General features: G+C 43.1%; 32 protein-coding genes. 8 read left to right on the top strand and 24 right to left on the bottom strand.

Annotated elements, in window-relative coordinates; all coding sequences use genetic code 11:
- Positions 1-70 precede the first annotated feature (70 nt).
- Genes ICE89_RS08665 through ICE89_RS08650 form a run of 4 tightly spaced genes read left to right on the top strand, consistent with a single transcriptional unit; the run spans position 71 to position 2,435 of the window.
- The gene (locus tag ICE89_RS08665) at positions 71-565 is read left to right on the top strand and encodes an MOSC domain-containing protein (protein WP_255558783.1); all 495 of its coding nucleotides are present in this window, start codon (positions 71-73) and stop codon (positions 563-565) included.
- Positions 558-971: a GNAT family N-acetyltransferase gene (locus ICE89_RS08660; RefSeq protein WP_370625351.1), complete on the top strand. Its 414-nt coding sequence runs from the start codon at positions 558-560 to the stop codon at positions 969-971. Before ICE89_RS08665 ends, ICE89_RS08660 begins: the two co-directional genes overlap by 8 nt.
- Positions 972-992: 21 nt before the next feature.
- On the top strand, positions 993-1,637 hold the full coding sequence (locus ICE89_RS08655; RefSeq protein WP_216265598.1) for a histidine phosphatase family protein: 645 nt from the start codon (positions 993-995) through the stop codon (positions 1,635-1,637).
- Positions 1,638-1,664: 27 nt separating this feature from the next.
- Complete coding sequence (locus tag ICE89_RS08650; RefSeq protein ID WP_216265597.1) at positions 1,665-2,435, top strand: MipA/OmpV family protein; 771 nt, start codon at positions 1,665-1,667, stop codon at positions 2,433-2,435.
- Positions 2,436-2,468: 33 nt separating this feature from the next.
- On the opposite strand, the gene ICE89_RS08645 is transcribed toward ICE89_RS08650, so the two are convergent.
- The 15 genes from ICE89_RS08645 to ICE89_RS08575 form a co-directional block, all read right to left on the bottom strand.
- Positions 2,469-3,206 (bottom strand): sulfite exporter TauE/SafE family protein, encoded by a 738-nt coding sequence (locus ICE89_RS08645; protein ID WP_216265596.1) that lies wholly within the window; start codon positions 3,204-3,206, stop codon positions 2,469-2,471.
- A gap of 30 nt (positions 3,207-3,236) precedes the next feature.
- The gene (locus ICE89_RS08640) at positions 3,237-3,392 is read right to left on the bottom strand and encodes a hypothetical protein (RefSeq protein WP_192846848.1); all 156 of its coding nucleotides are present in this window, start codon (positions 3,390-3,392) and stop codon (positions 3,237-3,239) included.
- Positions 3,393-3,437: 45 nt separating this feature from the next.
- Entirely contained in the window at positions 3,438-4,541 is a 1,104-nt protein-coding gene (locus ICE89_RS08635) for a patatin-like phospholipase family protein (RefSeq protein ID WP_216265595.1), read from the bottom strand.
- A gap of 55 nt (positions 4,542-4,596) precedes the next feature.
- Positions 4,597-4,995: an MAPEG family protein gene (locus ICE89_RS08630; RefSeq protein ID WP_216265594.1), complete on the bottom strand. Its 399-nt coding sequence runs from the start codon at positions 4,993-4,995 to the stop codon at positions 4,597-4,599.
- 10 nt (positions 4,996-5,005) lie between these two features.
- Positions 5,006-5,689, bottom strand: a complete 684-nt coding sequence (locus tag ICE89_RS08625; protein WP_216265593.1) for a haloacid dehalogenase type II — start codon at positions 5,687-5,689, stop codon at positions 5,006-5,008.
- A 36-nt stretch (positions 5,690-5,725) separates the two neighbouring features.
- Positions 5,726-6,409, bottom strand: coding sequence for a DUF2461 domain-containing protein (locus ICE89_RS08620; protein ID WP_216262921.1), 684 nt, complete (start codon positions 6,407-6,409; stop codon positions 5,726-5,728).
- A gap of 25 nt (positions 6,410-6,434) precedes the next feature.
- A complete protein-coding gene (locus ICE89_RS08615; RefSeq protein ID WP_216265592.1) occupies positions 6,435-6,866 on the bottom strand; it encodes a DUF3106 domain-containing protein in 432 nt (143 codons plus the stop codon).
- 65 nt (positions 6,867-6,931) lie between these two features.
- Positions 6,932-7,888 carry a sodium-dependent bicarbonate transport family permease gene (locus ICE89_RS08610; protein WP_216265591.1) on the bottom strand — a complete coding sequence of 319 codons (957 nt, stop codon included), beginning with the start codon at positions 7,886-7,888 and terminating at the stop codon, positions 6,932-6,934.
- Between the two features lie 56 nt (positions 7,889-7,944).
- Positions 7,945-8,841: a cation diffusion facilitator family transporter gene (locus ICE89_RS08605; RefSeq protein ID WP_216265590.1), complete on the bottom strand. Its 897-nt coding sequence runs from the start codon at positions 8,839-8,841 to the stop codon at positions 7,945-7,947.
- A gap of 227 nt (positions 8,842-9,068) precedes the next feature.
- Positions 9,069-9,635: an SRPBCC family protein gene (locus ICE89_RS08600; RefSeq protein WP_216265589.1), complete on the bottom strand. Its 567-nt coding sequence runs from the start codon at positions 9,633-9,635 to the stop codon at positions 9,069-9,071.
- 313 nt (positions 9,636-9,948) lie between these two features.
- A complete protein-coding gene (locus ICE89_RS08595; RefSeq protein WP_216265588.1) occupies positions 9,949-10,533 on the bottom strand; it encodes a uracil-DNA glycosylase family protein in 585 nt (194 codons plus the stop codon).
- Positions 10,534-10,631: 98 nt separating this feature from the next.
- Positions 10,632-11,051, bottom strand: coding sequence for a CHRD domain-containing protein (locus tag ICE89_RS08590; protein ID WP_216265587.1), 420 nt, complete (start codon positions 11,049-11,051; stop codon positions 10,632-10,634).
- Between the two features lie 157 nt (positions 11,052-11,208).
- Positions 11,209-11,607, bottom strand: coding sequence for a BLUF domain-containing protein (locus ICE89_RS08585; protein ID WP_216265586.1), 399 nt, complete (start codon positions 11,605-11,607; stop codon positions 11,209-11,211).
- 143 nt (positions 11,608-11,750) lie between these two features.
- The gene (gene cydB / locus ICE89_RS08580; protein ID WP_216265585.1) at positions 11,751-12,764 is read right to left on the bottom strand and encodes a cytochrome d ubiquinol oxidase subunit II; all 1,014 of its coding nucleotides are present in this window, start codon (positions 12,762-12,764) and stop codon (positions 11,751-11,753) included.
- 2 nt (positions 12,765-12,766) lie between these two features.
- Positions 12,767-14,119, bottom strand: a complete 1,353-nt coding sequence (locus ICE89_RS08575) for a cytochrome ubiquinol oxidase subunit I (protein WP_216265584.1) — start codon at positions 14,117-14,119, stop codon at positions 12,767-12,769.
- A gap of 223 nt (positions 14,120-14,342) precedes the next feature.
- On the opposite strand from ICE89_RS08575, the gene ICE89_RS08570 reads away from it, so the two are divergent.
- The gene (locus ICE89_RS08570) at positions 14,343-15,314 is read left to right on the top strand and encodes a dienelactone hydrolase family protein (protein ID WP_216265583.1); all 972 of its coding nucleotides are present in this window, start codon (positions 14,343-14,345) and stop codon (positions 15,312-15,314) included.
- Between the two features lie 174 nt (positions 15,315-15,488).
- On the opposite strand, the gene ICE89_RS08565 is transcribed toward ICE89_RS08570, so the two are convergent.
- The 7 genes from ICE89_RS08565 to ICE89_RS08535 all read right to left on the bottom strand — a co-directional run bounded on the left by ICE89_RS08565 (position 15,489) and on the right by ICE89_RS08535 (position 20,349).
- Complete coding sequence (locus ICE89_RS08565) at positions 15,489-16,142, bottom strand: glycosyltransferase family 2 protein (RefSeq protein ID WP_216265582.1); 654 nt, start codon at positions 16,140-16,142, stop codon at positions 15,489-15,491.
- Between the two features lie 141 nt (positions 16,143-16,283).
- Positions 16,284-16,493, bottom strand: a complete 210-nt coding sequence (locus ICE89_RS08560; RefSeq protein ID WP_068949841.1) for a BrnA antitoxin family protein — start codon at positions 16,491-16,493, stop codon at positions 16,284-16,286.
- 11 nt (positions 16,494-16,504) lie between these two features.
- On the bottom strand, positions 16,505-16,783 hold the full coding sequence (locus ICE89_RS08555) for a BrnT family toxin (RefSeq protein ID WP_216265581.1): 279 nt from the start codon (positions 16,781-16,783) through the stop codon (positions 16,505-16,507).
- Between the two features lie 160 nt (positions 16,784-16,943).
- A complete protein-coding gene (locus ICE89_RS08550) occupies positions 16,944-17,498 on the bottom strand; it encodes an outer membrane protein (RefSeq protein WP_216265580.1) in 555 nt (184 codons plus the stop codon).
- A 161-nt stretch (positions 17,499-17,659) separates the two neighbouring features.
- On the bottom strand, positions 17,660-17,971 hold the full coding sequence (locus tag ICE89_RS08545) for a helix-turn-helix domain-containing protein (protein WP_216265579.1): 312 nt from the start codon (positions 17,969-17,971) through the stop codon (positions 17,660-17,662).
- Between the two features lie 65 nt (positions 17,972-18,036).
- On the bottom strand, positions 18,037-19,026 hold the full coding sequence (locus tag ICE89_RS08540; RefSeq protein WP_216265578.1) for an ATP-binding protein: 990 nt from the start codon (positions 19,024-19,026) through the stop codon (positions 18,037-18,039).
- 666 nt (positions 19,027-19,692) lie between these two features.
- Positions 19,693-20,349, bottom strand: a complete 657-nt coding sequence (locus ICE89_RS08535) for a lysophospholipid acyltransferase family protein (protein WP_216265577.1) — start codon at positions 20,347-20,349, stop codon at positions 19,693-19,695.
- A 373-nt stretch (positions 20,350-20,722) separates the two neighbouring features.
- Between ICE89_RS08535 and ICE89_RS08530 the strand changes: the two genes are divergently transcribed.
- The 3 genes from ICE89_RS08530 (at position 20,723) to ICE89_RS08520 (ending at position 21,805) form a co-directional block, all read left to right on the top strand.
- Complete coding sequence (locus ICE89_RS08530) at positions 20,723-21,046, top strand: type II toxin-antitoxin system RelE/ParE family toxin (protein WP_072582000.1); 324 nt, start codon at positions 20,723-20,725, stop codon at positions 21,044-21,046.
- The gene (locus ICE89_RS08525; RefSeq protein WP_370623372.1) at positions 21,043-21,354 is read left to right on the top strand and encodes a helix-turn-helix domain-containing protein; all 312 of its coding nucleotides are present in this window, start codon (positions 21,043-21,045) and stop codon (positions 21,352-21,354) included. Before ICE89_RS08530 ends, ICE89_RS08525 begins: the two co-directional genes overlap by 4 nt.
- A gap of 103 nt (positions 21,355-21,457) precedes the next feature.
- Entirely contained in the window at positions 21,458-21,805 is a 348-nt protein-coding gene (locus ICE89_RS08520) for a DUF3024 domain-containing protein (RefSeq protein WP_072582001.1), read from the top strand.
- Between the two features lie 175 nt (positions 21,806-21,980).
- Here the strand turns inward: ICE89_RS08520 and ICE89_RS08515 are convergent, their stop codons facing one another.
- Together ICE89_RS08515 and ICE89_RS08510 are read right to left on the bottom strand one after the other, a co-directional pair.
- On the bottom strand, positions 21,981-22,412 hold the full coding sequence (locus ICE89_RS08515; RefSeq protein ID WP_215278087.1) for a DUF3106 domain-containing protein: 432 nt from the start codon (positions 22,410-22,412) through the stop codon (positions 21,981-21,983).
- Positions 22,413-22,558: 146 nt separating this feature from the next.
- Positions 22,559-23,032 (bottom strand): cupin domain-containing protein, encoded by a 474-nt coding sequence (locus ICE89_RS08510; RefSeq protein WP_216265576.1) that lies wholly within the window; start codon positions 23,030-23,032, stop codon positions 22,559-22,561.
- Between the last annotated feature and the right edge of the window lie 770 nt (positions 23,033-23,802).

Below are 23,802 nucleotides of genomic sequence, written 5' to 3'. Positions count from 1 at the left end.
CTTTGTCTTGTGTTGTATTAATTGTATTAACAATCCTCAAAGCATGGGCTGTAATATGTAAGCATCCCATATGAAATTCAATGCCTATATTCAAGCCATCTATCTAGCAGCATCTGCTGGCACGCAGATGCTATCTGTCAACACTGCCAAAGCTATCGCAGGATCTGGACTAGAAGGCGACCGTTATGCACTTGGTACAGGCGCCTATTCAGCCATCGAGCCAACTAAAGTGCGTCACGTCAGTATCATCGCCCTTTCTGCTATCGATACAGCAAATGATTGGTTAATGACTGGGGATGAACCAACTTTTGATTGCTCTGAGACACGCCGTAATATTGCGCTTGCAGGAATAACGGTATCTGAACTCAATGCGCTCGTAGGCCAACGATTTCAGATCGGCAGCATTCAACTACTCGGCACAGAACTATGCACCCCTTGTGAAAGACCGGCGCAATTACTGAGTAGGCCAAGTTTCATGGAGGCATTCGAAGGGCGCGGCGGCATTCGGGCTGAGGTTTTAACCTCTGGAGCTCTTGCTGTGGGTGATAAGCTCCTCATTGACTAAGAAGAATGACATGATTCAATATCGCGACAACGCCACGATTACCGCCAAGCAAGCCATCGATCTTTACAAGCGCTCCACCCTTGGGGAGCGACGCCCTATTCACAACCTTCAAACATTTGAGGACATGCTCAAGAATGCCAACCTCACTATTACCGCATGGGACGGCGAAACTTTGGTGGGTATTTCGCGTTCGCTAACAGACTTTTCTTATGTGGCTTACCTTGCGGATTTAGCTGTTGATGAAAAATATCAACGCTCTGGAATTGGCAAGCGGCTCATTGAGGAAACCAAAGCGCGCCTTGGTCCTGAATGCATGATTGTACTTTTAGCGGCGCCTAAGGCGAATGAATATTACGGACATATTGGCTTTGAACACAATCCACGCGCCTGGACTCTCAAAAAGTAATTCAGTCTTTATCATTGCCATATGACTATTACTCGATTTTGCTTAATTCGCCACGGTGAAACCGACTGGAATGCCGCACGCCGCCTTCAAGGCCACACTGATATTGGCCTCAATGCCAGGGGCTTAGCTCAAGCAGGGCAAATGGCGCGCGCCCTCAAAAATATGGAGCTTCAATTTGATGTTCTTTATACGAGCGATCTTCAGCGAGCAGCAAAGACCGCACAAGCGATTGAAGAGATATTTGAAACCTCTGCGATACCCAATGCTGGACTAAGAGAGCGTCATCTTGGTGCTCTACAGGGTCTCACTACCGATGAAGCCCCGATACGTGAGCCGGAACTTTGGGAATCTCATCTCAGCAGAAATATTGAGGAGAACTTACGTGATGGCGAAAGCATTCGACAATTTGCAGATCGCATTAAAACTACGCTTGTGGAAATCTGCGAACAATATTCAGGCAAGACTATTTTATTGGTAAGCCATGGAGGCACATTGGACATGATGTACAGAATTGCGAGCAATCAAGCCCTGGATGCAGAAAAAGCCGTTACCGTACCCAATGCCTCTCTCAACTGGATCAGTCATGATGGACTTGCCTGGAAGGTGAATAGCTGGGCAAATACAAGCCACCTTCAGGATTTGGCCCTGGATAATCTAGACCTCTAGTGCCCCACAAGGGCTTATGATGCATACATGAAATCGATTTTTCGCATAACGGCTCTTTTAATTGCTGCTGCAATCTGCATTCCGGCCCACGCCATGGATGATATTCCGGATACGCTCCCGGATCGCATCGTTGGCGATATCGGTGCGGCCGTTTACACCTCTAATTTACATATTGGCACCGAAGGGACTCAATCCCTGGCCTTGCCATATGCCTTTTTTGACTATCAGCGTTTTTTCGCTCGTATTGATGAGGTAGGGATTAAGACTTTCAAGATGGGTTACGGCTACTTCGAAGTCATTGGAAAAATTAATTTAGATACCTACAAAGTAAAGTCGTCAATCAATGGCAACTCTATCAACCGAAGCGACCCAATACCTCTTGGCTTGGGAACTTTTCAAGAGACCCCGATTGGAGGATTTTTTGTTAATGCCTATCATGACTTCGGTAAATCAAAAGGGGCGCTCTATGAATTTTTATACTTCGCCGAAATTGAAACTTATAAAAAAATAATTGTCTATCCGCAAATTGGTGTCGAACGACAATCAAGTCAATATGCTAATTACTACTATGGCATCAACTCTGGAGAGTCGACAGCTACTGGTTATGCGGCTTATAGCGCCCCCGCAACAAACAATCTTCTAGCGGGGCTCATGGTAGAGATTCCAGTGGTAGATAACTGGTACATCAACCTATACGGCAAACGCAAATGGATGGGTGGCGGAATTAATAACAGCCCAGTCATGAATCGCTCATTTCAAGACAATATTTTTATGGCACTTGCGTATCGCTTTAAGTAAGCAGATAGAAGTTGTCTAACTCTAGGGGCGCCTTTAGAAAGACATGGCTAGGATGGATAAGCCTGAAATCAACATCACCAGCTCCATCAGTAATAAAAATTTCTTTTCTGGCAATGCCAAAACAATCTTCTTAGAAAAAATAGAGCCGACCAAAACGCAACTACCAATCAGTAGCCCCTGAATGATTGCAGTGACATTGAGAAAGCCTAGCTGATGAAATGTAATGCCCTTGGTGAACAGAATAGATAAAGTACTGGCCGCCTCCGTTCCCAAGAAGGCGCCCTTGGTGAGGCCATAGGCTAAAAAGAAGGGGGTGTTGATAGCGCCAGTAGTCGCAACAATCCCAGTCAAATAGCCAATTGCAGCGCCAACCAAGGCCATCTGCCAAAGTTTTAGATAAAAGTTTTGGTTGCGCATCCAGCGACGAATCGGTATCAATAGGATTAAAAATACTCCTAGAGTAATTTCTATTAATCGCTCATTAAGCTGAACAAGAGTATTCACTCCTAATATCGTGAACGGTATTGCAGCTAGGCTATAGACAAAACAAACGCGCCATTGAATCACGCTCCACCACAAAAAAATGCGGGAGAGATTAGCTACGGTGGCAACCAAAGCGATAACCGGAATTGCCTGAATGGGGCCATAAAAATAGACCAAGGCAGGCATCAGGATGATCGTTGTGCCAAAACCAATGACACCTCCCAAAACCCCAGCAGCCAGGCCCAATGAGCCCAGCACTAAGGCTTGAAGAACTAAATCAGGCAACACTATTGATCTCGATTAAATTTGAAAAATGAGTTAACGCCCGCCCTGACAATCTAAAGGCATTTCCCACATAGGCTTGCCTTGACTAAAGTCACAATTCACTCCGTCTGGAGAGGTGGTGCTAGCAAGACAACCGCTCAAGACCAGAGCAAATAAAGTCACAGTCAAAGCTAGGAATATTTTTTTCATATTGCGTTACCTCACTTGAAATACAGTTTTGTAAATAATTTTGTATTAAGCCCAAAATGCTTTCATCATTGCAACATCAGCAATACCCCTATCATTTCCATACTTCAAATAGGGCGCAATCCATTTTGGATCAAGAAGATTCTCTACCTTAGATAAGCCGGGCGGAAGACCAACAACAATGTGCTTAGTCTTTGTGCCACCGCTCTCTAAATCCTTCACCTCTTGATTAATCGTATTGGGCAGAGAAGATAAACGCAATCCCTGCTTTTGCTCATTGATCGTTCCATCTCCTAAAGAAATCACAATGGCCCGTTTAACGCCGGCAATAACATCGCTATGCGTGCTACTCTGGCTCATGCCGCCATCCATACATAACCTATCTTTTATGAATGTAGGGCCAACCTGGCCTGGCGCTGAAGAGCTTGCGGCACAAGCAACGTTAATAGGAACATTATCGGCTTTTGATACAACAATACGCTGTCCCGTAAAGCAATCAATAGCCGTAGTAAACATTCCATCTGAAGGCCAAGCAGAAGCCGTTAGCAACTTCTTCATTACCTTGTAGTGATTGGCTACACCATCGGGATTGAACGAAGCCATCGCAGCTTTGCCAATACGCTGAATAGATGCAAGAGATCCATCACGCACCGTCAACTCGGCACGCTGCGCCCTTAATTGAGAGTCATTAAATTTCAATGCGGGCATCATTTCTGCAAGCAATTTTGGGAAGTCTGCAAAAAGATCTATCTCATCTACAAGGCGCCACAAGTGTCCAGATGTCAGCATTGCACCAAAGATTGAGCCTGCCGAAGTGCCAACCACAACATCTGCACCACTTAAATCTACGCCAGCCTTCTTAAGCGCATTGCAGTACCCGGCATACCAAGCAATCAATGGAGTTCCGCCACCGCCCAACGCCAAACCTCGCTCCTTCCCTTGCGCAAACGGATTCTTTAATGGAGCTGGATGAACCAAACCATCATTCCAACTCGCTGTAGATTCAACATCTTTTTTAGCTGCCAAGGCCTCAACTTCGGCGATAGTTTTTGGTGACAAATTTTGGGCCTGGGCTAGAGTTTGCGTACTGGCAACTGCGGCGATGCCAACAGCAGACGTTTTTAAGAAATTACGGCGTGATGATGTAGTCATATAGTTTCCCTAAGTAATGTTCGATTTAAAGCAGACCCTAACAGCAAAGAGTCGTTTAAACGGCGAGCCTGTAGAGAGACCATCCCAAGTTCAACGCAGCTAATGCAATCAGCGTAAAAAAAGTAAATTTCATTCCAAGCACGCGCTTGCTGAAATCCGGGGGAGGAGTATTCATACCCTTTGCATGAATCAAACGTCCAATAATGAGTGAGACGCCTGGAATAGCCACTAACCACCAAGGGGCACCGTTTAATTCAAGACAGGCAATTAAGATAATTCCAATGGGAACGTATTCGGCAAAGTTTCCTTGGGTACGAATGGCCCTCTCGAGATCTTCGTGGCCACCACTTCCTAGGCCAACCTTATTTTTTCTTCTTAAGCCAATGACAGCAAAAGAGAGTTTGATAAAAATAATGGCTAAGACAGCGGCAATAATTGAGGTGACCAATAGCATTCATATCTCCTTAGATAACTTCTAATACCTTGCTTAAAGAATTGCCTTCATAGTTTGGTTTTTCACCAATCTCTTCAAAAGGGTGGCCAAGACGATTGACCCAAAATACATCAAAGCCATACCACTTTGCAGCCAGAGCATCCCAAGCATTACTCGATACAAAGAGAATTTCTTCTTTCTTGACAGGAAATGCCTTTAATAACAATTCATAAGCCTGTGGGGCTGTTTTAAATAAGCGGACGTCCTCAATAGTGACGACTTTGTCTAGGTAAGACTTCAGGCCATTACTCTCGACCACGGTTGCCAACATCTCCCTACTGCCATTAGACAAAATCGCAGTAGAGACTCCTTTCTGTTTAATTGTTTTGAGCACATGGAGGCTGTCTTCAAAGCCGGTAAGCTTGGCATACTGGTCCATCAACCGCACCTCATAATCAGGGGTGAGATTTAAGTTCATGCGCTTACAGACATACCGCAATGAGCGAATGGTTAGCTCCCAAAACGGGAGATAGTACTTACTCCCATTGGGATTGGGGTCACTCATCGTCACCAAACGGGTGTATTCAATTTGGCGATCGCGCCACATTAAAGCAAAAGCCTGTCCATGCCCTGGAAATAATTCTTCTGCCAACTGACCCATGGAATACACATCAAATAACGTGCCATAGGCATCAAAAGCGATTAGCTTATACATGCGTGCTTACTTTCTAGTATGAATTTCTATTGTCATTTAATCAGAAAATTTAGCCAACGCATGCCACCCAAAACTGAGAAGGGGAAGCATATCTTTAGCAAAACCAGTGACTTCTTTAATTAACTCTTTCGAGCAAATCGTTGATCTGGGCAACTGCTTTCTAATAATCCAGCCCTTGAGTTTGATTGCTCGCTCAACCTCTGGCGGGACATCATTAAAGCCTCTCGGAATTCGTGCCAATGTGTTGGAATAATCCAGCTCATAGCCTTTTCTTTTTAGAGACTTCTCAAGAGATAGCCAGGCCTTAGGGTTATCTAAAATTCCCTGTCTGAGCTTTTTTAGATTGTGGGCTTCTGGCTGTAAATAACCTGCAGCACATCTACTACCCAGTGGATCTAAACGAAAATACAAAACACCGGGAGAGTGCTTGTCTCCAGTTCTCGTAAAGAGCCCGCTGGCATGCATGTTGTAAGGATGCTTTGCTTTTGAAAACCGAGCATCTCGATTAATTCTAAAGAGGGATTTTTTGGGATCGCCCCACAGCGGTATATCTTTATTTGCGAGACTCTCAGACAGGGCGTCGGTAAAGCGCTTCATCGGTTCGCGCACAAACTCTTCATATTCCGAGCGATGCTCAGAAAACCAAACTCTAGTTTGATTATCGGTAAGCTCTTCAAGAAATTTGAAAGCCTTAGGACTAAATCCAATAAAGTCGCTCATTAAAGTAGGGGCGAGAATACCAAGCCTAGCCCGGTTGCTTGAACCACTTCTGCTTTTCTTCAGGGCTCATATTTTCCCATTTGACTCTTCGGGCCTTCATTTCTGCCTGCTCTTCTGGTGTTAAACCATCAAAGAAAGCTTTTCTCTCGGCTTTCATTTTTTCTTTTTGTTCAGGAGTAATGGATTGCCATTGTGCCTTCATTTTTTCCTGAACTAGCTTGCGATCTTCGGGGCTTAAGGCCTTCATTTGATCGCGCGTCTGATGCCAATATGCTTTGCGCTCTTCTGGTGTTGCTTTCAGCAATGCAGCATCTATTTGCTTCATCTGCTCCAAGCGCTGATCAAGGGTGAGATTGATATTGGCCAAAGGATTTGGTGGTTCAGGGATTGCGGCGCCAGCCAAGGAAATCACAGAAGCACTAAATAGCGCTCCAACTACCCATTTTTTAGAAATCATTGCTTCGTCTCCCGCTGGTTATGAACCATTCTAATCCCGGTCAGGGCAGAGTCAACTAGCCCCATCTAGTAAGTTAGACCGGCAACATAAGCGTATAGCGGAATGCCCAAAATGATATTGAAGGGGAAGGTAATTCCTAAGGACATTCCCATATATAAAGCGGGGTTTACTTCTGGAAGTGCGTGTCTTAACACGGCTGGCACAGCAATATAAGAAGCGCTCGCGGCAAGCACCATCAGCAAGACGGTATCGCCTAATGGCAAGCCTAATAGTTTGCAAAGCCCCAATGCGATTGAGGCGTGAACCAAAGGGGCGCCAATTGCATAAAGCAAAGTAATAGACGGCTTACCCTTTAATCCCTCAAAGTTCTTAGCCGCCATCAACCCCATATCAAGCAAGAAGAACGCAAGCATTCCCTTGAATAAATCAATTGAAAATGGGGCCATTATTTTTTGTCCGCTATCGCCACTGACTAAGCCAACCATCATTGAGCCCAAAAGCAGTAGCTGCGCTCCATCAGTAAAGGATTCATGAAGAATCTTTGACATGCCTGTCGACTGTGTTGAATTTGTAGCTGATGTCCTGGCTTTATTCGCCAACAAGATTGCCAGAATGATTGCTGGGGACTCCATCAAAGCCATTGCAGCCGCCATATGTCCACCAAATGCAATGCCATATTGATCTAATGCTTGCGTTGCAGTAATAAACGTAACGGCGCTAACCGAACCATAAGTGGCCGCAATGGCGGCTGCATCATAGTTATTGAGCTTGGTTCTTAAAACCATATATCCCATGAGAGGAATGATAATTGCCAAAAATACTGCGAGCCCAAGAGCCAAACCAATCTCAAGAGTAAATCCTGATTTATGAAGGGCAAAGCCACCCTTTAAGCCCAACGCCATCAATAGATAGAGCGATAAAAACCGAGCAATGGGCTGAGGAATTTCTAGATTAGATTTAACGGCACCAGCAAATGCACCAAAGACAAAAAAGAGAATTGCTGGATCCAAGAAATTATTCATACCAACATCTTAGGTAATTTTAGAAGTTTTTGTATTAGCCACACAGTGCCTGAGGGCTAAACAGGGTCAATATGCGTCATGACATTGAGCACCGGCAATTGTTTCTTGATTTGATTGCCCGCGTTTAAGGCAATGTCGTGCCCAACTTTGACAGTGGCATTAGCATCCACATCGATATGGACGTCTACCAAAATCATGTCGCCCATCTTGCGCGTTCTTAGGTCATGAAAACCTCTAACGCCAGCAGTAGATTTAATAATGTCTTCTATCTGACGATGCTCTTCCTCTGATACCGCCCTATCCATTAAGTCATGCAGGGCATCCCAACCAAACTTCCAACCCATTTTGGCCACCATTAGGCCAACCACTAAAGCACCAATAGCATCAAAGATTGGGTGCCCAAATAGGGCGCCAACAATACCAATAGAAACGACTAATGAAGAAGCTGCGTCAGATCTGGCATGCCAAGCATTAGCTACCAACATCGATGATCGCACGCGCTGAGCTACTATCAACATGTATCTAAACAGCAATTCTTTTGCAACCAAAGAAGCTAATGCAACATATAAAGCTAGGATTTGAATCTGCCCAGCCGCCACTGGATTGATAATCTTTTCCCCAGCTTTAAAAAGCATGCCAGCACCAACAGCCAATAAAGAGATTCCTAAAAATAGAGAGGCGGCAGTTTCATATCGTTGGTGCCCATAACGATGATCTTCATCTGCATCTTTGGCACTATGGTGATTGGCAAAGAGCACTACAAAGTCTGCAACTAAATCTGTCGCAGAGTGAATGCCATCTGCAATCAAGCCTTGAGAGCCAGACACAATTCCTGCAAACACTTGAGAAACTGTCAGGCCAATATTAACCACGACACTAACCAATGTGCTCTTCTTCGCGGCCTGTTGCTTGGCAGGTGTTTGTGATTCGTGATCTTCGGCAACTTTATCCATAAGTTAATACTAGCAAATAAGAGTGGGGTTTTGACTTTGTGTTAAGCGCCTTGCATAGCATGGGTCAAGTATCTGGGTAATAAAATCACCCTAATGAGAGTTTGATGTCTCTCGGTAGCCCATGGTTGAGTCAACTGGGTCCGAGGAGACAAATCCGCCCCTAAAACTATCACTATCGCCTCAAGTGGGGCTACTGGTTTAGTCAATGCGCACAGAAAGAGCGATGGCTATTTACAGGCAACTACTTCAATAGATTTATATTGACTGGCTCTTTGTGCCATGGATTCAAATCGTCCCCGCATACTATTTTTTATAAAATATTCAATGATGGCTAAGGGAATAATTGAGTTGGGCTCTATTTGAGCGTCATACTTAAAGACTGTTTTATCTTTTTCCTCCAGCAATTTCCAAGTCCCTTTGTATGACCTGTTGTCGCCGCTGATCTGCTCAAATGTTAGAGATCTATTTGGCAGCTCTATATATTCCACAGTTGACTTCATCTCTATAGGGAAAAATAGAATTTGCTCTTCAATTACTCTGTATACGCGAACCCTATTGCCCGCCCTTGAAATAACCCTTGCCTCGATTATTCCTGGGATATTTTTTGAGCCCTCATAGTCTGTAATGAATGCATAGGCACTACAAATATTCATTGGCACAGAGTAACTTGCTTGGGCATGAAAACGACCATCAACCAGGGTCACATTCACCCGAACATCAAAAGGATTGGTATTCTCTTGGGCAAAACTCTGAGAGATAAAGAGGGCTAAGGTAAGGGTTAAAAACCATTTCATTGACAGATTTTAGGGTCTTATGGATTTTGCCGTTTTAAATGACATTCTAGATAGACTAATGTGTGCTGTAGAACACTTCTTCTTAGGTAAATCTTATAAAGTAATCCAATGGATGGTCAAGCAGACATCAGAGGATGCGATAAGTAAGAAGTTTTTCTGCTTTCCAACTTGCTGCTAGCAATCGCCAAATCTCCATTTCCTATAGTTTTGTATTTGCTCTTATTGGACGCTCAAATAAAAACCACCCGAAGGTGGTTTTTGGTATTTCTTGGTGGCCCGGGGAGGAATCGACCAGGGCCGAGGATGCCCAAACCTACTTCAATACAGCCTTCACTTTCCATCTGAGCGAAGGTAAAACCTCTTCCTCAAACCAAGGATTCTTCTTTAGCCAAATATTGTTTCTGGGGCTTGGGTGTGGCAAAGGAATCGCTTTGGGCCAATAGCTCTTCCATGCCATAACTGTTTCAGTCAAATTCTCTTTACTGCTTTTGTCTAAATGCCATGCTTGAGCATATTGACCAACAATGATGGTTAGCTTGATATTGGGTAGTTGCTCTAATAGTTTGACTCGCCATGTGTCCGCACATTCCGGTCTCGGAGGAAGATCCCCTGATTTACCTGTTCCTGGAAAGCAAAAGCCCATGGGAACAAGAGCAATTTTCTTGTCGTCATAAAAGACTTCTTTATCAATGCCCATCCACTCCCTAAGACGATCGCCACTAGGGTCGTCAAATGGAATTCCAGTTTCATGAACTCGACTGCCGGGGGCTTGGCCAACAATAAGAATCTTTGCCGAACTACTCACTTGAATAATGGGTCTTGGGCCCAAAGGTAAATGCTCTGTACACAATGTACAAGAACGAATTTCTTTAACGAGCTTGGTGAGAGCTAGGGTCATGAGTTAAGAATACGCCAAATGAAAAAACCACCCGAAGGTGATTTTAGTGTTTCTTGATGGTCCGGGGCATTCGACAAGAGCCCAATAATGACAGGTCCTTAAGGTTTAAGCTGAGCCCTAATTTCGCCAGGCTTGTTAGTAGCGCTGTGAACATTGAGATAGAGATTTCCACTCTTTAGGCTTTGGAGTTGAGCATCTGTTAATTTGGCACCAGCAGGAGCTGACCAAACATTATCTGACGTCTTGGTAAATGGCACGATTACAGGGCCATTTTGACCCATTGGCGCCTCATGAATATGAGCCATAGTTCCTTCAACACCAGTGGTAGTAATCGTTCCCGATACTGATCCATCTGGAGCAACCATGATTGACCCTACGCCAGAGGCTGAAGTAGTCACCGGCGGAACTTCTTGGGCTCCTGTAAGGGCTACCTTCATCGACTGTGCCGAAATTGTCAAAGAAGCAAAACCAATACAAAACCCGATTACAGTTTTAATTAAAACATTACTTTTTATCATTTATATCTCCTATGGTTTTAACTCTAGCTTCAGGCTATCACAATTAGATTAATTAAGTATGTCGAAAAAAGGAGGGATCAACTCATGAAACATCGTTTTAAAAAACATTGGGAGCACAAACTATTTGCAGCGAGGGCTTTGTTCTGCTAAACAAGTATTAACTGCCGCCTCTCAAAGCAATTAGCAATGGATGGCCTACCGGAAACTCGACATCCTCAATAGCTGCGCTAACTTCTGGCAAAGTTTTAGCAATCTCTTCATTGCCTTGGAAAACCATAGTCCATTTACTGAAGCTTCGCTCATTGATGGATTTGGCTTCTATTAGGCGAACATTTTTATGTCGACTATCTTTTTGAATTTTTTGCCACAAAGCCTCAATGTCTTTTTCAGCGCCTTCAATAACTTGACCAAATTTGTTATTTTCATAAATGAGCGCCCCGGTAATGCCTAAGGCCTGGTTATTAGCATATGAGTGATATAAAAGTCTCATCAATCCTAAAAAAGACATATTTTGGGCTGGTTCACTTACATAAGTCAGTTCGATTAGCTTAGACATACGCCAATACTAGAGAGCCTCAGCACCAATTACTCTAGGCGTTTACCCCAGCGTTACAAAGATTGCAAATCCCTTCACCTATAAGCGCCCGTAAAAAGGATGTCCCAATAAGTATCACTTTAATTGATGCTCATACCGTTGCATTAGTAATAACTAAGCGGCTCGGTTTTGCCCCAAAAGATTTTGTAGGAATAAATGGTGTACCCGATGATGGTTGGCAGCACAACTATAGCCCCCCAAAATATGACCCACAATGACTCCGTAGCTGAAGCCGCCTCCCAAATCGTCATTTTGTCTACAACGATGTAAGGGAACATGCTGTAAGCAATTCCTAAGAATGCAAGGACAAATATGGCTACGCTTAGAGCAAAAGGAATCCAAACAGGAGCAGGCTTATTCTTCTGCATTTTTAACAAGTTCAAATCGATAAAGATAAAACAAGCCAAGGTCAGAACTGGAAACGGCAATAAGAAAAAGACATTGGGGAAGGTAAACCACTTTGCCGCAATCTCTGCACTAAAGAATGGCGTTGCCACAGAAATGATCCCAACACCAAGCGCCGTTAATAAGAGACATTTTCTTGCCCAGCCAACAGCTTTTAGCTGTAGATCGCCAGACGTTTTCATAATCAGCCAGCTAGAGCCTAATAGGGCATACCCAGCAGGCAGACAAAGTGCCACGATAAAAGAAAATATCCAGCCCAAGTATCCAGAGTCAAAACCAATCACTTCTCTACCAACCATAACCCCTTGAGATGCCGCGGCCAAGAAGCTACCAAAAAAGAATAGGAAGTTCCACACTGCCTTCTGACTCAAATGGGCTTTTGCACGAAAGTCAAAAGATACGCCTCGTAAAATTAAACCAGCCAACATAATGCCTACCGGCAAATAGAGCTCAGTCAAAATAATGCCATGGGCCATTGGAAAGGCAATCAAGAGAACTCCGACTCCGAGTACTAACCAAGTTTCGTTAGCATCCCAAAAAGGACCAATGGATGAAATCATGATGTCTTTTTCTGAATCACTTGCCTGATTCAATAAGATGCCAACGCCCAAGTCGTATCCATCTAAAACAACATAAGCAACCATTGCAATACCCATTGCAACCAAAAAGAACAGGGGCAGCCAACCAGATGGTTCATATAAATTAGGAATCATTCTTATGCTCCTGCAATGTTGTTTGTGAGGCCTGATTTTTGCTCATCAATAATATGTGCAGGATTAGCTTGCCTTGCCAAATAAAAAACAACCCAAATGTAAGAAACAATAAGCCCTAAATACAGCGCAAGGTACATCACAAGCGTACCCAAAACCATATTGGTAGGCACTTTAGTAACCGCATCAGCAGTCTTGAGTACCCCACTAACAAGGTAAGGTTGTCTGCCTATCTCGGTCACATACCAACCGGCAACTACTCCGACCCAACCAGAAAATGTCATCACACTGAGACCTTTTAAAAGCCAGGTTGGTAGTTCTTTATTTTTTCTTGTGAGATAAAACCCAACGAATGCGGTTAAGAGCATCAACATGCCGATGCCGACCATGATGCGAAAGGCAAAGAAAATGGGGGCGACTGGTGGGGTTGCGCCAGGGAAGGCATCCAAACCCTGCACCTCACCCGCAAATGAGTGTGTCAAATATAAAGATGCGAGTTTCGGAATGGCTATTTCGTATTTATTGGCTTTAATGGTTTCATCCGGTATAGCAAACAAAACGGCAGGAGCCCCTTTGGTTGTTTCCCAAATTCCCTCCATTGCTGCTACTTTTGCAGGCTGATACTCCAGCGTATTTAGCCCATGTGAATCACCAAGCACAATTTGTAACGGGGCTAACACTACCGCCATGGTCATTGCTAACTTGATCAGCGCTCGATTGCCAGAAAGATTGATGCCCTTTAAATATCGATAAGAAGAAATGCCTGCAATTAAAAACGTTACCGTCAAAAATGATGCTGTCATCATATGCAAGAGGCGATACGGCATGGAGGGATTAAAGACAATTTCAATCCAATTGGTTGCATGCGCTTGACCATTGATCATCTCAAACCCTTGTGGGGTTTGCATCCAAGAATCTAAAGCAATGATCCAAAATGCCGATAGTGATGTACCGAAGGCAACTAAAAATGTGGCGATAGTGTGAGCTCTTTGAGAGACCCGTTTAGAGCCAAACAACATAATTCCTAAAAAAGTTGCCTCGAGGAAGAATGCCGATAAAACTTCGTAGCCAAGCAAGGGCCCTGCGATATTGCCCACTGTTTGCATATATCCAGGCCAGTTGGTTCCAAACTGAAAGCTCATTGTGATGCCGCTAACAACGCCAAGGGCAAAAGTTAAGGCAAATATCTTGACCCAGAATTGATAGGCCTCACTCCATACTGAGTTACCTGTTTTATTAAATTTAACCTTGAAATAGAAAAGCACCCATCCCAAAGAAATGGATATCGTTGGGAAAAGAATATGAAAAGTCATATTCGAAGCAAATTGAATTCTGCTCAAAATAAGCGTATCAAGCATTTTTTATCTCTTATTTTTAATGAAATTTTATTATCCTCTTTTCCCTTCTGGCCTGCTGAGGCTGATTTAATTGGCTTACCTCTGAATCGCATGTCGTTTTAACGATATTGCCAAGAAATACTAGATCCAAGCTTCAAGGGTTTTAATTAAGGATTTTCACTATGGATTCTGCTACTATTTTTTGGCAACATAATTTAATAAAAAATACTGGGGACACAATCAAATGAAGTACTTACTCATAGCTATTTTGGCGACTGTATCTCTCTGCTCTAAAGCAGAGACTGACATCGTGTATCCACCACGCTCAGAAATCTATTCCATTCCAAGTCTAACGATCTCCGATAAACAGTTTTTGCTGGGAGACAAGAATGGTAAAGAGGTAACTGTTAATGGCATTCTTCGCTTTCCACCAAAGCCTGTTAGTCAAAAAATTCCAGTTATCTTCTTAGTGCACGGCTCAAGCGGTATGGGGGCAAACATAGACTATTGGTCTAATCACTTCTTAGGACAAGGCTATGCCACATTTAGCATGGATGGCTTTACAGGAAGAGGCCTAACCGTTGTGGGCCCCAATCAAGCTCTGCTAGGCAGATTGAATCTTGCTCTTGATGCTTATAAAGCAATGGAAATTTTGGCTAAGCATCCGCGCCTAGATTCCAATAAGTTTGTCATGATGGGCTTTTCTAGGGGTGGTCAAGCAGCTCTATTTGCCAGCGTAGAGCGATTTAATAATATGTGGAATAAAAGTGGAACTGTATTTGCTGCACACATTCCGCTTTATGCTGATTGTGTGACAAGCTATATCAGCGACACAAAGACTACTGGCAAACCTATTCAGCTTCATCACGGCAGCACAGATGACTACAACCCTGTAACCGCCTGCAGGGAATATGTGGGTAAATTAAAAGCAGCCAACCAAAATGTAGAGATGTTTGAATATGATTTTGGCCCGCACGCTTTTGATTCTCCCCTGGGATCCGTGCCTCCAGTAGCTTCAAAGGATGCTCAGACCGTTAGGTCTTGTAGGATTGTTGAAAAGACAGTGGGTAATCTTATTAACACTCAAACAAACCAAGAGTTCAAATACTCTGATGCTTGTGTTGAGTTAAATCCGCATGTGGGTAAAGATGATGACGCTACGCAAAAGGCAACTCGCGAAATTGATATGTTCTTAGCAAATCTCTTTAAGAACTAGACTGGACAAAATAAGGGGGGCGGGAATGGCCTACTTATTTTTATCGTTTGTAACGACATCTCAGAAACCTACAAATGAAAAACCACCCGAAGGTGGTTTTGGTGTTTCTTGATAGCCCGGGGTGGAATTGAACCACCGACACAAGGATGCCTAACTCTGGCTAGCCCTCAAAAGTTAATTTACTTCTAGCTCTTTTGACTGCGAGGTTTCATGAGAATATTTCAAAAAATTTTCTCGATGCCTCCTATAAAATAAAAGTCCCTCTTTGAGGCTGGCTACCGTGGCACCTTGTTGGAGCATCTTATCCCAAAGATTCCAATCTTCTTGGGGGTGGACACCATGCTCATATCTCTTTTTGTATCCAATTTTTTGTCCAAGAGCCGTGCGATACATCATCGATCCGTGATGCTGTTCCTGGCGATTCCAATACAAATCGCCTTGATGAGAAAACGTTTCGATAGGTAAACGCATTAGGATGTCTTCCTTCAACTCTCCAGTAACAATGACGTCGTAAGTAACAATATCGGCACTGGTCTTAGATAGCAACTCAATTGCGTCTGAACGCAACCAATTATCAGCACCTATAAATAGAACATATTCAGTATTTACTCTAGATAACATGTCTTGAAAGTTATCTACAACCCCTAGATTTTCATCTCTCAATACATATTCAATATCAGGATATAAGCTTGGCAGATGATTACAATCCAAGCCGCCATCATCTACAAATAAAATTCTTGTAGGCGAGATGGTTTGGGAAAGCAGGGACTCGATGCAATGGGCGGCAAGGTGTCCGTATCGATAGGAGGCAATAACGACAGTAATCATATTAAATGGCATTAGAGCATGAAACTATGTCATTGATGCCTATAGGTGTCACCTCCTCCAAATGAAAAAACCACCCGAAGGTGGTTTTGGTATTTCTTGGTGGCCCGGGGCGGAATCGACCGGGGCTGAGGATGCTTAATCCTACTTCCAGCTAAGGTTCAATTTCTTATGCGAAGCAGCGCAATCTCTCAAATAGAGATTAATGAGGCTTTGATAAGGAATTCCAACTTCTTCTGATACAGATTTGAAATAGCTCACTGAATCCTCGTCCAATCTAATGGTTATAGGCTTCTTTAGCATAGAAGCATATGGGTTTTTACGAGCCTTTGAGAAATCATATTCTTTACGCATCTTCATCACCTTTAATAAGCTTTTGACTCTTTAGGGGTTGCCTTACGAGCCGAAATAATACGAACGACATTACCCTCGCTTCGATAACAATGGCAAACCAAAATCACACGAAGTGAATGGCTTACTCCCAGCAAAATAAATCTGTCTTCATCCTTCGAATGATCGGGATCGGAAATCAACTTAGCACTTTCATCATAAAACACAGATTTCGCCTCTTCAAAAGAAATGCCGTGTTTCTTCAGATTAGCTGAAGCTTTTCTGGGTTCCCATTCAAATCGCAATGAAGTCATATGTACATTGTACATACATCAATTGGAGCAAGCAACTGGGGTTAAAAATCCTAATTCACTCAACCATTCCGTCGGACCAAATGAAAAAACCACCCGAAGGTGGTTTTAGTGTTTCTTGGTGGCCCGGGGCGGAATCGACCAGGGCCGAGGATGTCTGATCCTAGAATCTCCAGCCCAAAGAGATGCCGTAAGAATTGATATTGACCTTATCGCTAGAGCCATCACTCCAGTAAACAGTCTTGTAGTTTTGTTGAGACACCTCAACCCTTGTAAATAGGTTTTTGGTCAACAAATACTCGGCGCCGATGCCGTAACTAGGCCCATTAATCCATTGATAGTAGCCAGGAGATGAATACTTAGACCAGGAGTAGCCAAGCTTGACATAGGCCATTAATTTTTCTGTAAATGCGTAACCCACTTTTCCGCCAGCTTCAATCGGATTATGGGCATCTGGATCTGTGCCAGAAGTATCTGTGGTGCCTAAATCGTATGAACCATACACTCCAATCAACCATTGATCATTGATTGCCCTATAAGCATCAGCGGTAATGCTAGGAACGCCGCTTCTACTGGTAGCTGAATCGCCCGGAGTAGATTTGTCTGTAATGGAATTTAATGAGTAATCAATTGACAAACCAAAACCTTCAAAGTTTTGTGATTGAGCAAAGGCCGCTGGACTTAATAGCATCCATAGCAAGATTGCCATCTTTTTCATTGCTTCCCTTTATTTTAGTATTTGCTAGATTCTATCAACGGGGAAATGAAAAAACCACCCGAAGGTGGTTTTGGTGTTTCTTGGTGGCCCGGGGCGGAATCGACCAGGGCTGAGGATGTCTGACTCTGTTTTAAATAGTCTGTACGGACTAACCGAAATAGTTATTTTTTTCTTAAAAAGACTGGAATAAAAACATCATCATTTTTAGCATTTATTGATACCATTCCAGAATGCTGTCTCTCCCCACTATCTAACTCAACATCTAATGCCTTGGCATATATCTCAGCATTATTAATTGTGGCGTCAAGCGCCTGTCTAAATCCTAATAGTTCCCCGTTTTCAATGCGTACTAATTCAGAAATACTCATTCCACACAATCCAGCAACTGCCGGCAAAGTTAGACCTCGCTTCTCACGCTCACTGCGAAGACGCCTACCAATTTGCTTAAAGGATTGTATTTCTGCTAAGTTCATAAGGCCCCGAACGAATAGGTCTCTATAGTCTTCCTCGTGAAGACTGGGGTCAATTAGCCCTTCGGCTAAGTTAAAGGCAACTCAACGACAAACTTAGCTCCGCCGCCAACAACGTCTTCATAATGGATCGAACCACTATATCTAGTAACAATATGCTTACATAGCCATAGCCCTAGCCCCATACCAGTCTGCTTGGTGGTGCTTAACAGCTCAAAGAGGTGGGATTTAAATTCTGGGGGCACGCCTGGGCCATTATCAGAAATGCTTAATAGAACGAATTTGTCAGCCTTTATGGCCTCTATAGCAATGCGGCGCTGGAGCGTGCCTGAATTTGCCAACGCTTGAATCGCGTTATTGAGCAAATTTAATATGACTTGTTCGATTTCAGAAGAATTTACCCGAACCAATAAGCCATCATCAACTCCTAGCTGAATTTGAATATTCTTACTCTTGAGTTCTGGCTTAACAATATCAAGCACTTTTGAAATCAAATCACTCAATTTAACCTCTTGAGCACTAGAATCGCTATCTGTAAAAATTGACCTGAGTGATTTGACAATTGTTGCGGCTCGTTTGTTATCAGCCTCCAGTGAGTCCAGTATCTCTTTACCCAGCTCTGGATTGAGTGCGCCCTTTTCCAATTTCATTTTTAGAAACTGGATATTGAGGTTTGATGCCCCAAGCGGTTGATTGAGCTCGTGAGCAATCGATGCCGATAGAGCACCAGTAGCAGAAGTTTTATTCGCTTTCATCAAGCCATAGATGAGTCGCTCTTTTTCTTTTAAGAGCTCAGTAATTTTTTCATTTTCCTCTTTAGTACTTTTAAGAGCATTGGCAATTTGATTTTCTTTAGTGAGCTGTTTTTGAAAATAAAACATTCCCAACGCGACAAAAGTCATGATGTTAGATGCGTAGGTAATCCATCTGAGCCCTAGGGCAAAGGCATCTTCGGTATAGAGGAAGATATTAGTTGGACCATCGCCAGTCAAAATCCGATAAGTCCTGAAAACATTACCGATCAGCGTGAATATGGTTAAAAAGATAATCCAACTCACAATGCTTGGACGATCTTTTTTATAAAATTTTATTAATTCCCATAATTGCCAAGCCACCAAGATTTCCTGAGTAATTGTTATTAAGGCGACTCGCTGAAGAAATGTGTCTGGGGTCACTCTTAATGGCTCATACAGAATAGCAACGCCTAAAGGGATTAACCAAAGCAGTAGGGTTTGTATTTTATTAAACGGCTTTTCGCCCCAAGAGCGGTATAAAAACACGAGGGCCAGAGACGACATTAATAACGAGGTATTGGCTATCGTTAAGAGAAACTTATTAACCCATAAGGCAATCCCAAAGTTTAGGCAAGTAAGGGTGTAAAAACATGTACTTAATGGCCAATAGATGCTGGGCCATTCCGACCTTGGAGCCTGAAATTGTGGAATTGCGCTCAGTAAAATAGCGAAGGTAATGAGAGCAAAAACGATAAAAAAGATTTTGTTGGCTACTTCCATGATCTAGATAGTACTAAAGATCATTAATAATGTCGTTTAAAACGACATTGATGGACGCAGGGATGAATAATTGACATGTTCTTTTAAAGGATGTTTCCTAATAGGGACATCTGAGACCAAGGGATCCAACCCAAAAGAAAATAGCCCAACAAGTGGGCTATCGAGATTCTTGGTGGCCCGGGGCGGAATCGACCAGGGGCCTAGGATGCCTTACTCTGTGGGAGCCAATTCTGCTCCAGCTGGTCTTTTGTAGCGGTTGTAAGACCACATATATTGATGTGGCTTAGAAAGTATCATCTCCTCAAAATAATGATTCATTTCCGTACAGGCATCAACTAAACAATCAGGAAATGCCTCATTCATCAATTGGCTCTTAATGAGCCAGCCCTTTCCCAATCCCAGTCTTTCTGCGCTAACAAAAAGGATTGCTACATTTACTTGGCGAGCCAATTTAATTGGAAATGAGGTTGTATAAGCATATTGATTAAAAAATTTAGCCCACACCCCATCGCCAACGCTAGGCACCTGATCCGCCAATAGGCCAACTACCTCACCCCTTACTAAGGCACGCTTAATTTGACGTACTCCACCAATGTTTGCCTCAACAAATACCATTTGAGAATGCTGGCGAGATTTAAGCATTAACTTATTCACCCACCCCTTTCGAGCAGGCCTATACATTACCGTCGCTCTTGTATGTTCGGCAAAAATACGAGGCACTATTTCAAATCCACCAAAATGTGAAGCAAGAATAATTACTCCCTTTCCATTTTTGGATAACTCAATAATTTGACCTAAGTTTTCTATGGTTGTTTTAGCGAGAGAAGATTTTGGATGTCTCCAAATCCATAGGGTGTCAGCAAACATTATTCCGGATTCAATTGCCGCCCTCCACGGGGTAAATTTGAACCCACAATAATTTGCGGCACTCTGGTGATTTTTATATAAGCGCGTCCGGTACTGAGGGGAGCACAAATAAATCAATAGTCCTATACAAGCCCCAGCCATCTGAATGGCCGCCAATGGCAGTGAGCTAAAGAACCTCAATATAAAATACAACATTGGCCATTTTACGCCCGAACAAAAGAAAATGCCCCGCATAAAGCGAGGCATTATTTGTTTCTTGGTGGCCCGGGGCGGAATCGACCGGGTCCGAGAATGTCTAATCCTGCCCTAAGACTATCGCTTTAATAAGAAATTTACTCTTGTTCAATGTTAACAAATTTGTTAACATAAACAAATGAGCTATTCCATCCTTTATTACAGCGAGCAGGTTCAAGAAGACATTATGAATCTTCCCGACACGCTTCAAGCTCGCTATATTGGATTGACCACTCGAATGATTGAGCATGGGCCGAATTTAGGCTTGCCTCATACGGATTCATTTGGCGGCGGCTTATTTGAATTAAGACTTAAAGGGGCTGAAGGTATCGCCCGAGTTTTCTTTTGTACGATGGTGGAGAAAGAAATAGTGATGCTCCATAGCTTTATTAAGAAGACTCAAAAGACGCCTGAGAAAGAATTAAAGATTGCGAAAGCACGTATGAAGGAGTGGAAAAAATGACAACACAGAAGAAAACAAAAATGCTTACCCATAAACAAATGATAAGCAAAATGCTTAAAAAGCCAGCTGTAAAAGCCGCAGTCAAAGAACTTGATCGCACTGAATTTGCTATTCTTGATGAGATTCTTACGGCAAGGAAAGAGGCTGGATTAACGCAAGCTCAAGTGGCAAAAAAGATGGGAACACAAACCCCAGCTATTGCTAGATTAGAAAGCTCTCTGGCTACCGGCAAACATTCCCCAAGCCTAACTACCCTAAGAAAGTATGCGGCGGCCTTGGGCAAGAGAGTTGAGCTTCATTTAGTCTGAGAACGTCTATATCCACTGTAATCATTTCACCCATAATTCATAATAGCTATGTTTGAAATAAAATTGATTGATCAGTTTTACTTTCTGGGACAACTAATCAGATATGGCATTTAGCATTGAACAGCTAGGGGATATTGACTATTTGGTCGGGCAGTGGTGTCTGCTTCTGGCTCCACTTGAAATCAAAAAAGATCTTGATTACGATTACGAAATCGATGGCCAGACTGTAAGTGTTTTTGAAGTTCGCCCTTTGTGGCGTGGAAAACCAGGAGAGTTAACTCGACGACCGTTTGTAAAATTTCGGTATATACAGTCTGAGGCTCTGTGGCATATTTATTGGATGCGAGCCAGCGGAAAATGGCAAGCCTATGAGCCAAATCCAATCTCAAAAGATCTCAATGAGGCACTACAAGTTATTGATGCCGATCAATATGGCTGCTTCTTTGGATAACACGCTTAGGTTAGTCACCCTAGTTGCATTGCCTTGACTATTAGCTACTCTGGAATAAAAAACAAGATTTATAGTGTCGATGCTAACTTTCAAATGAAAAAAGAGGGCTAGAAGCTCTCTTTTTGAATTCTTGGTGGCCCGGGGCGGAATCGACCAGGGCCGAGGATGTCTGATCCTAGCTAGCTTGCTTGTGCCACTTCTGCTTTTCCTCGGGACTCATATTTTCCCATTTGGCTTTACGGGCTTTCATCTCAGCCTGCTCTTCAGGCGTTAATCCATCAAAGAAAGCCTTTCTCTCGGCTTTCATTCTTTCTTTTTGCTCAGGAGTAATTGATTGCCATTGAGCCTTCATTTTCTCGTGAACCAACTTGCGATCTTCAGGGCTTAAAGCCTTCATTTGATCGCGCATCTTATGCCAATATTCTTTACGCTCTTCTGGAGTTGCCTTAAGTAATGCGGCATCAGTTTGTTTCATTTGCTCAAGGCGTTGATCAAATGTCAGGTTGCTGTTTGCCAATGGATTTGGTGGTTCAGGCATTGCCGCACCAGCCAAGGAAAATACAGATATGCCAAATAGCAGTCCAACTACAAATTTCTTAGAACTCATAACACCCCCTCTTGTTGGTTATTCCTCATTCTAGTCCCGACCAATAGATCCTCATCCGTCGGCCCAAATGAAAAAGCCACCTGAAGGTGGTTTTGGTGATTCTTGGTGGCCCGGGGCGGAATCGAACCAAGGCTGAGGATTTCTTCCTACTGGCTTAACTTATGCGGTTTTCCAAAACGGTCTTCCTTAGGATAAATCCAGTCTGTCTTCACTGGCCCCATACCAATGATTTGCACTTGGGTATCAGCCGCCATGGCGCCATCAAAATGTACGCCGTTAGCCGGATGAAACATCAGACTACCTGCTGGCATTGGAATATTCTTTTTTGGATCCCACTCAGGGCCCATGCCTGCATACCAAACCCCACTGATTACCGTAACAAATCGATCTTGATCGTGAGAATGGGGTGCGCTCATTACTCCCGCAGGAAAAATATTGCGGACCACATAAATTCCTGGCTTGCTAGGATCTCCGTATAGGGTGGCTTGCTTGACCCCATTTTCATTGGTCTTCCAAACAATCTGATCTTCTTTAACTGTAATAAATCCACCGGGTAAATTCTCTGCATAAACTGTTGCGGAGAATAAAAATGTAAACAGCATGGCTAACAATATTTTCATAACGAACTCCCTGTCTTTTACCTTAAATGAAAAATTACGCAAAAGGTGGTTAATGTCTACTCCAACCGATAACTATCTTGAATTGGCTTTTTATACGACTGTTAAAGATAGTGCTAAGTGCGATGGAATATAGCTAGGACTAACCCTTGAGCACAATATGAATTGTCGTTTTAAACGGCATTACCAACACAAGGATGAATAATTGAAGTGTCCTTTTAAAGGACGCTTCACGTTGGGGATATCCGAGACCAATGGCGCCCAACCCTGCCGAGCCTTATAAGAAAATAGCCCAACAAGTGGGCTATTGAGATTCTTGGTGGCCCGGGGCGGAATCGAACCAGGGCCGAGGATGTCTGATCCTATCCTTTCTTTAAATAGCCAAATGAAAGTATTCGCTTACTACCTTATTGTCATAAAAACTTCTTCTGGGTGACATGTTCATTCATCAGAATAGTTATGTCGCAAATCACACAATTGGGGAAATGATGAAATTAACGCCAAATATTTTTCAAGTCTTGTTAGAGGCTTACAGCGAGTATCGTAAGGCTTATATTTCTAGCAAGTATTCTCGTTTAGAGTCCTACTAAGCAATCAAAAAATATCAGCTCTAAACTCACTCGACCAATAGTAAAAACCACCCGAGTGAACTGACCCCCAAAAGTTGGACGTTATGTCCAACCAAGGGGGTTTTGTTTTATGAGCAAGTACAGCAAGCAGTTCAAGCTAAAGGTAGTTAAAGAGTTCTTAAAATTTGGCGGTCTAAAGCGGGT

Source organism: Polynucleobacter sp. AP-Kaivos-20-H2 (genome assembly GCF_018882215.1).
GTDB lineage: Bacteria > Pseudomonadota > Gammaproteobacteria > Burkholderiales > Burkholderiaceae > Polynucleobacter.
This window is presented reverse-complemented; position numbering and strand designations above follow the sequence as displayed.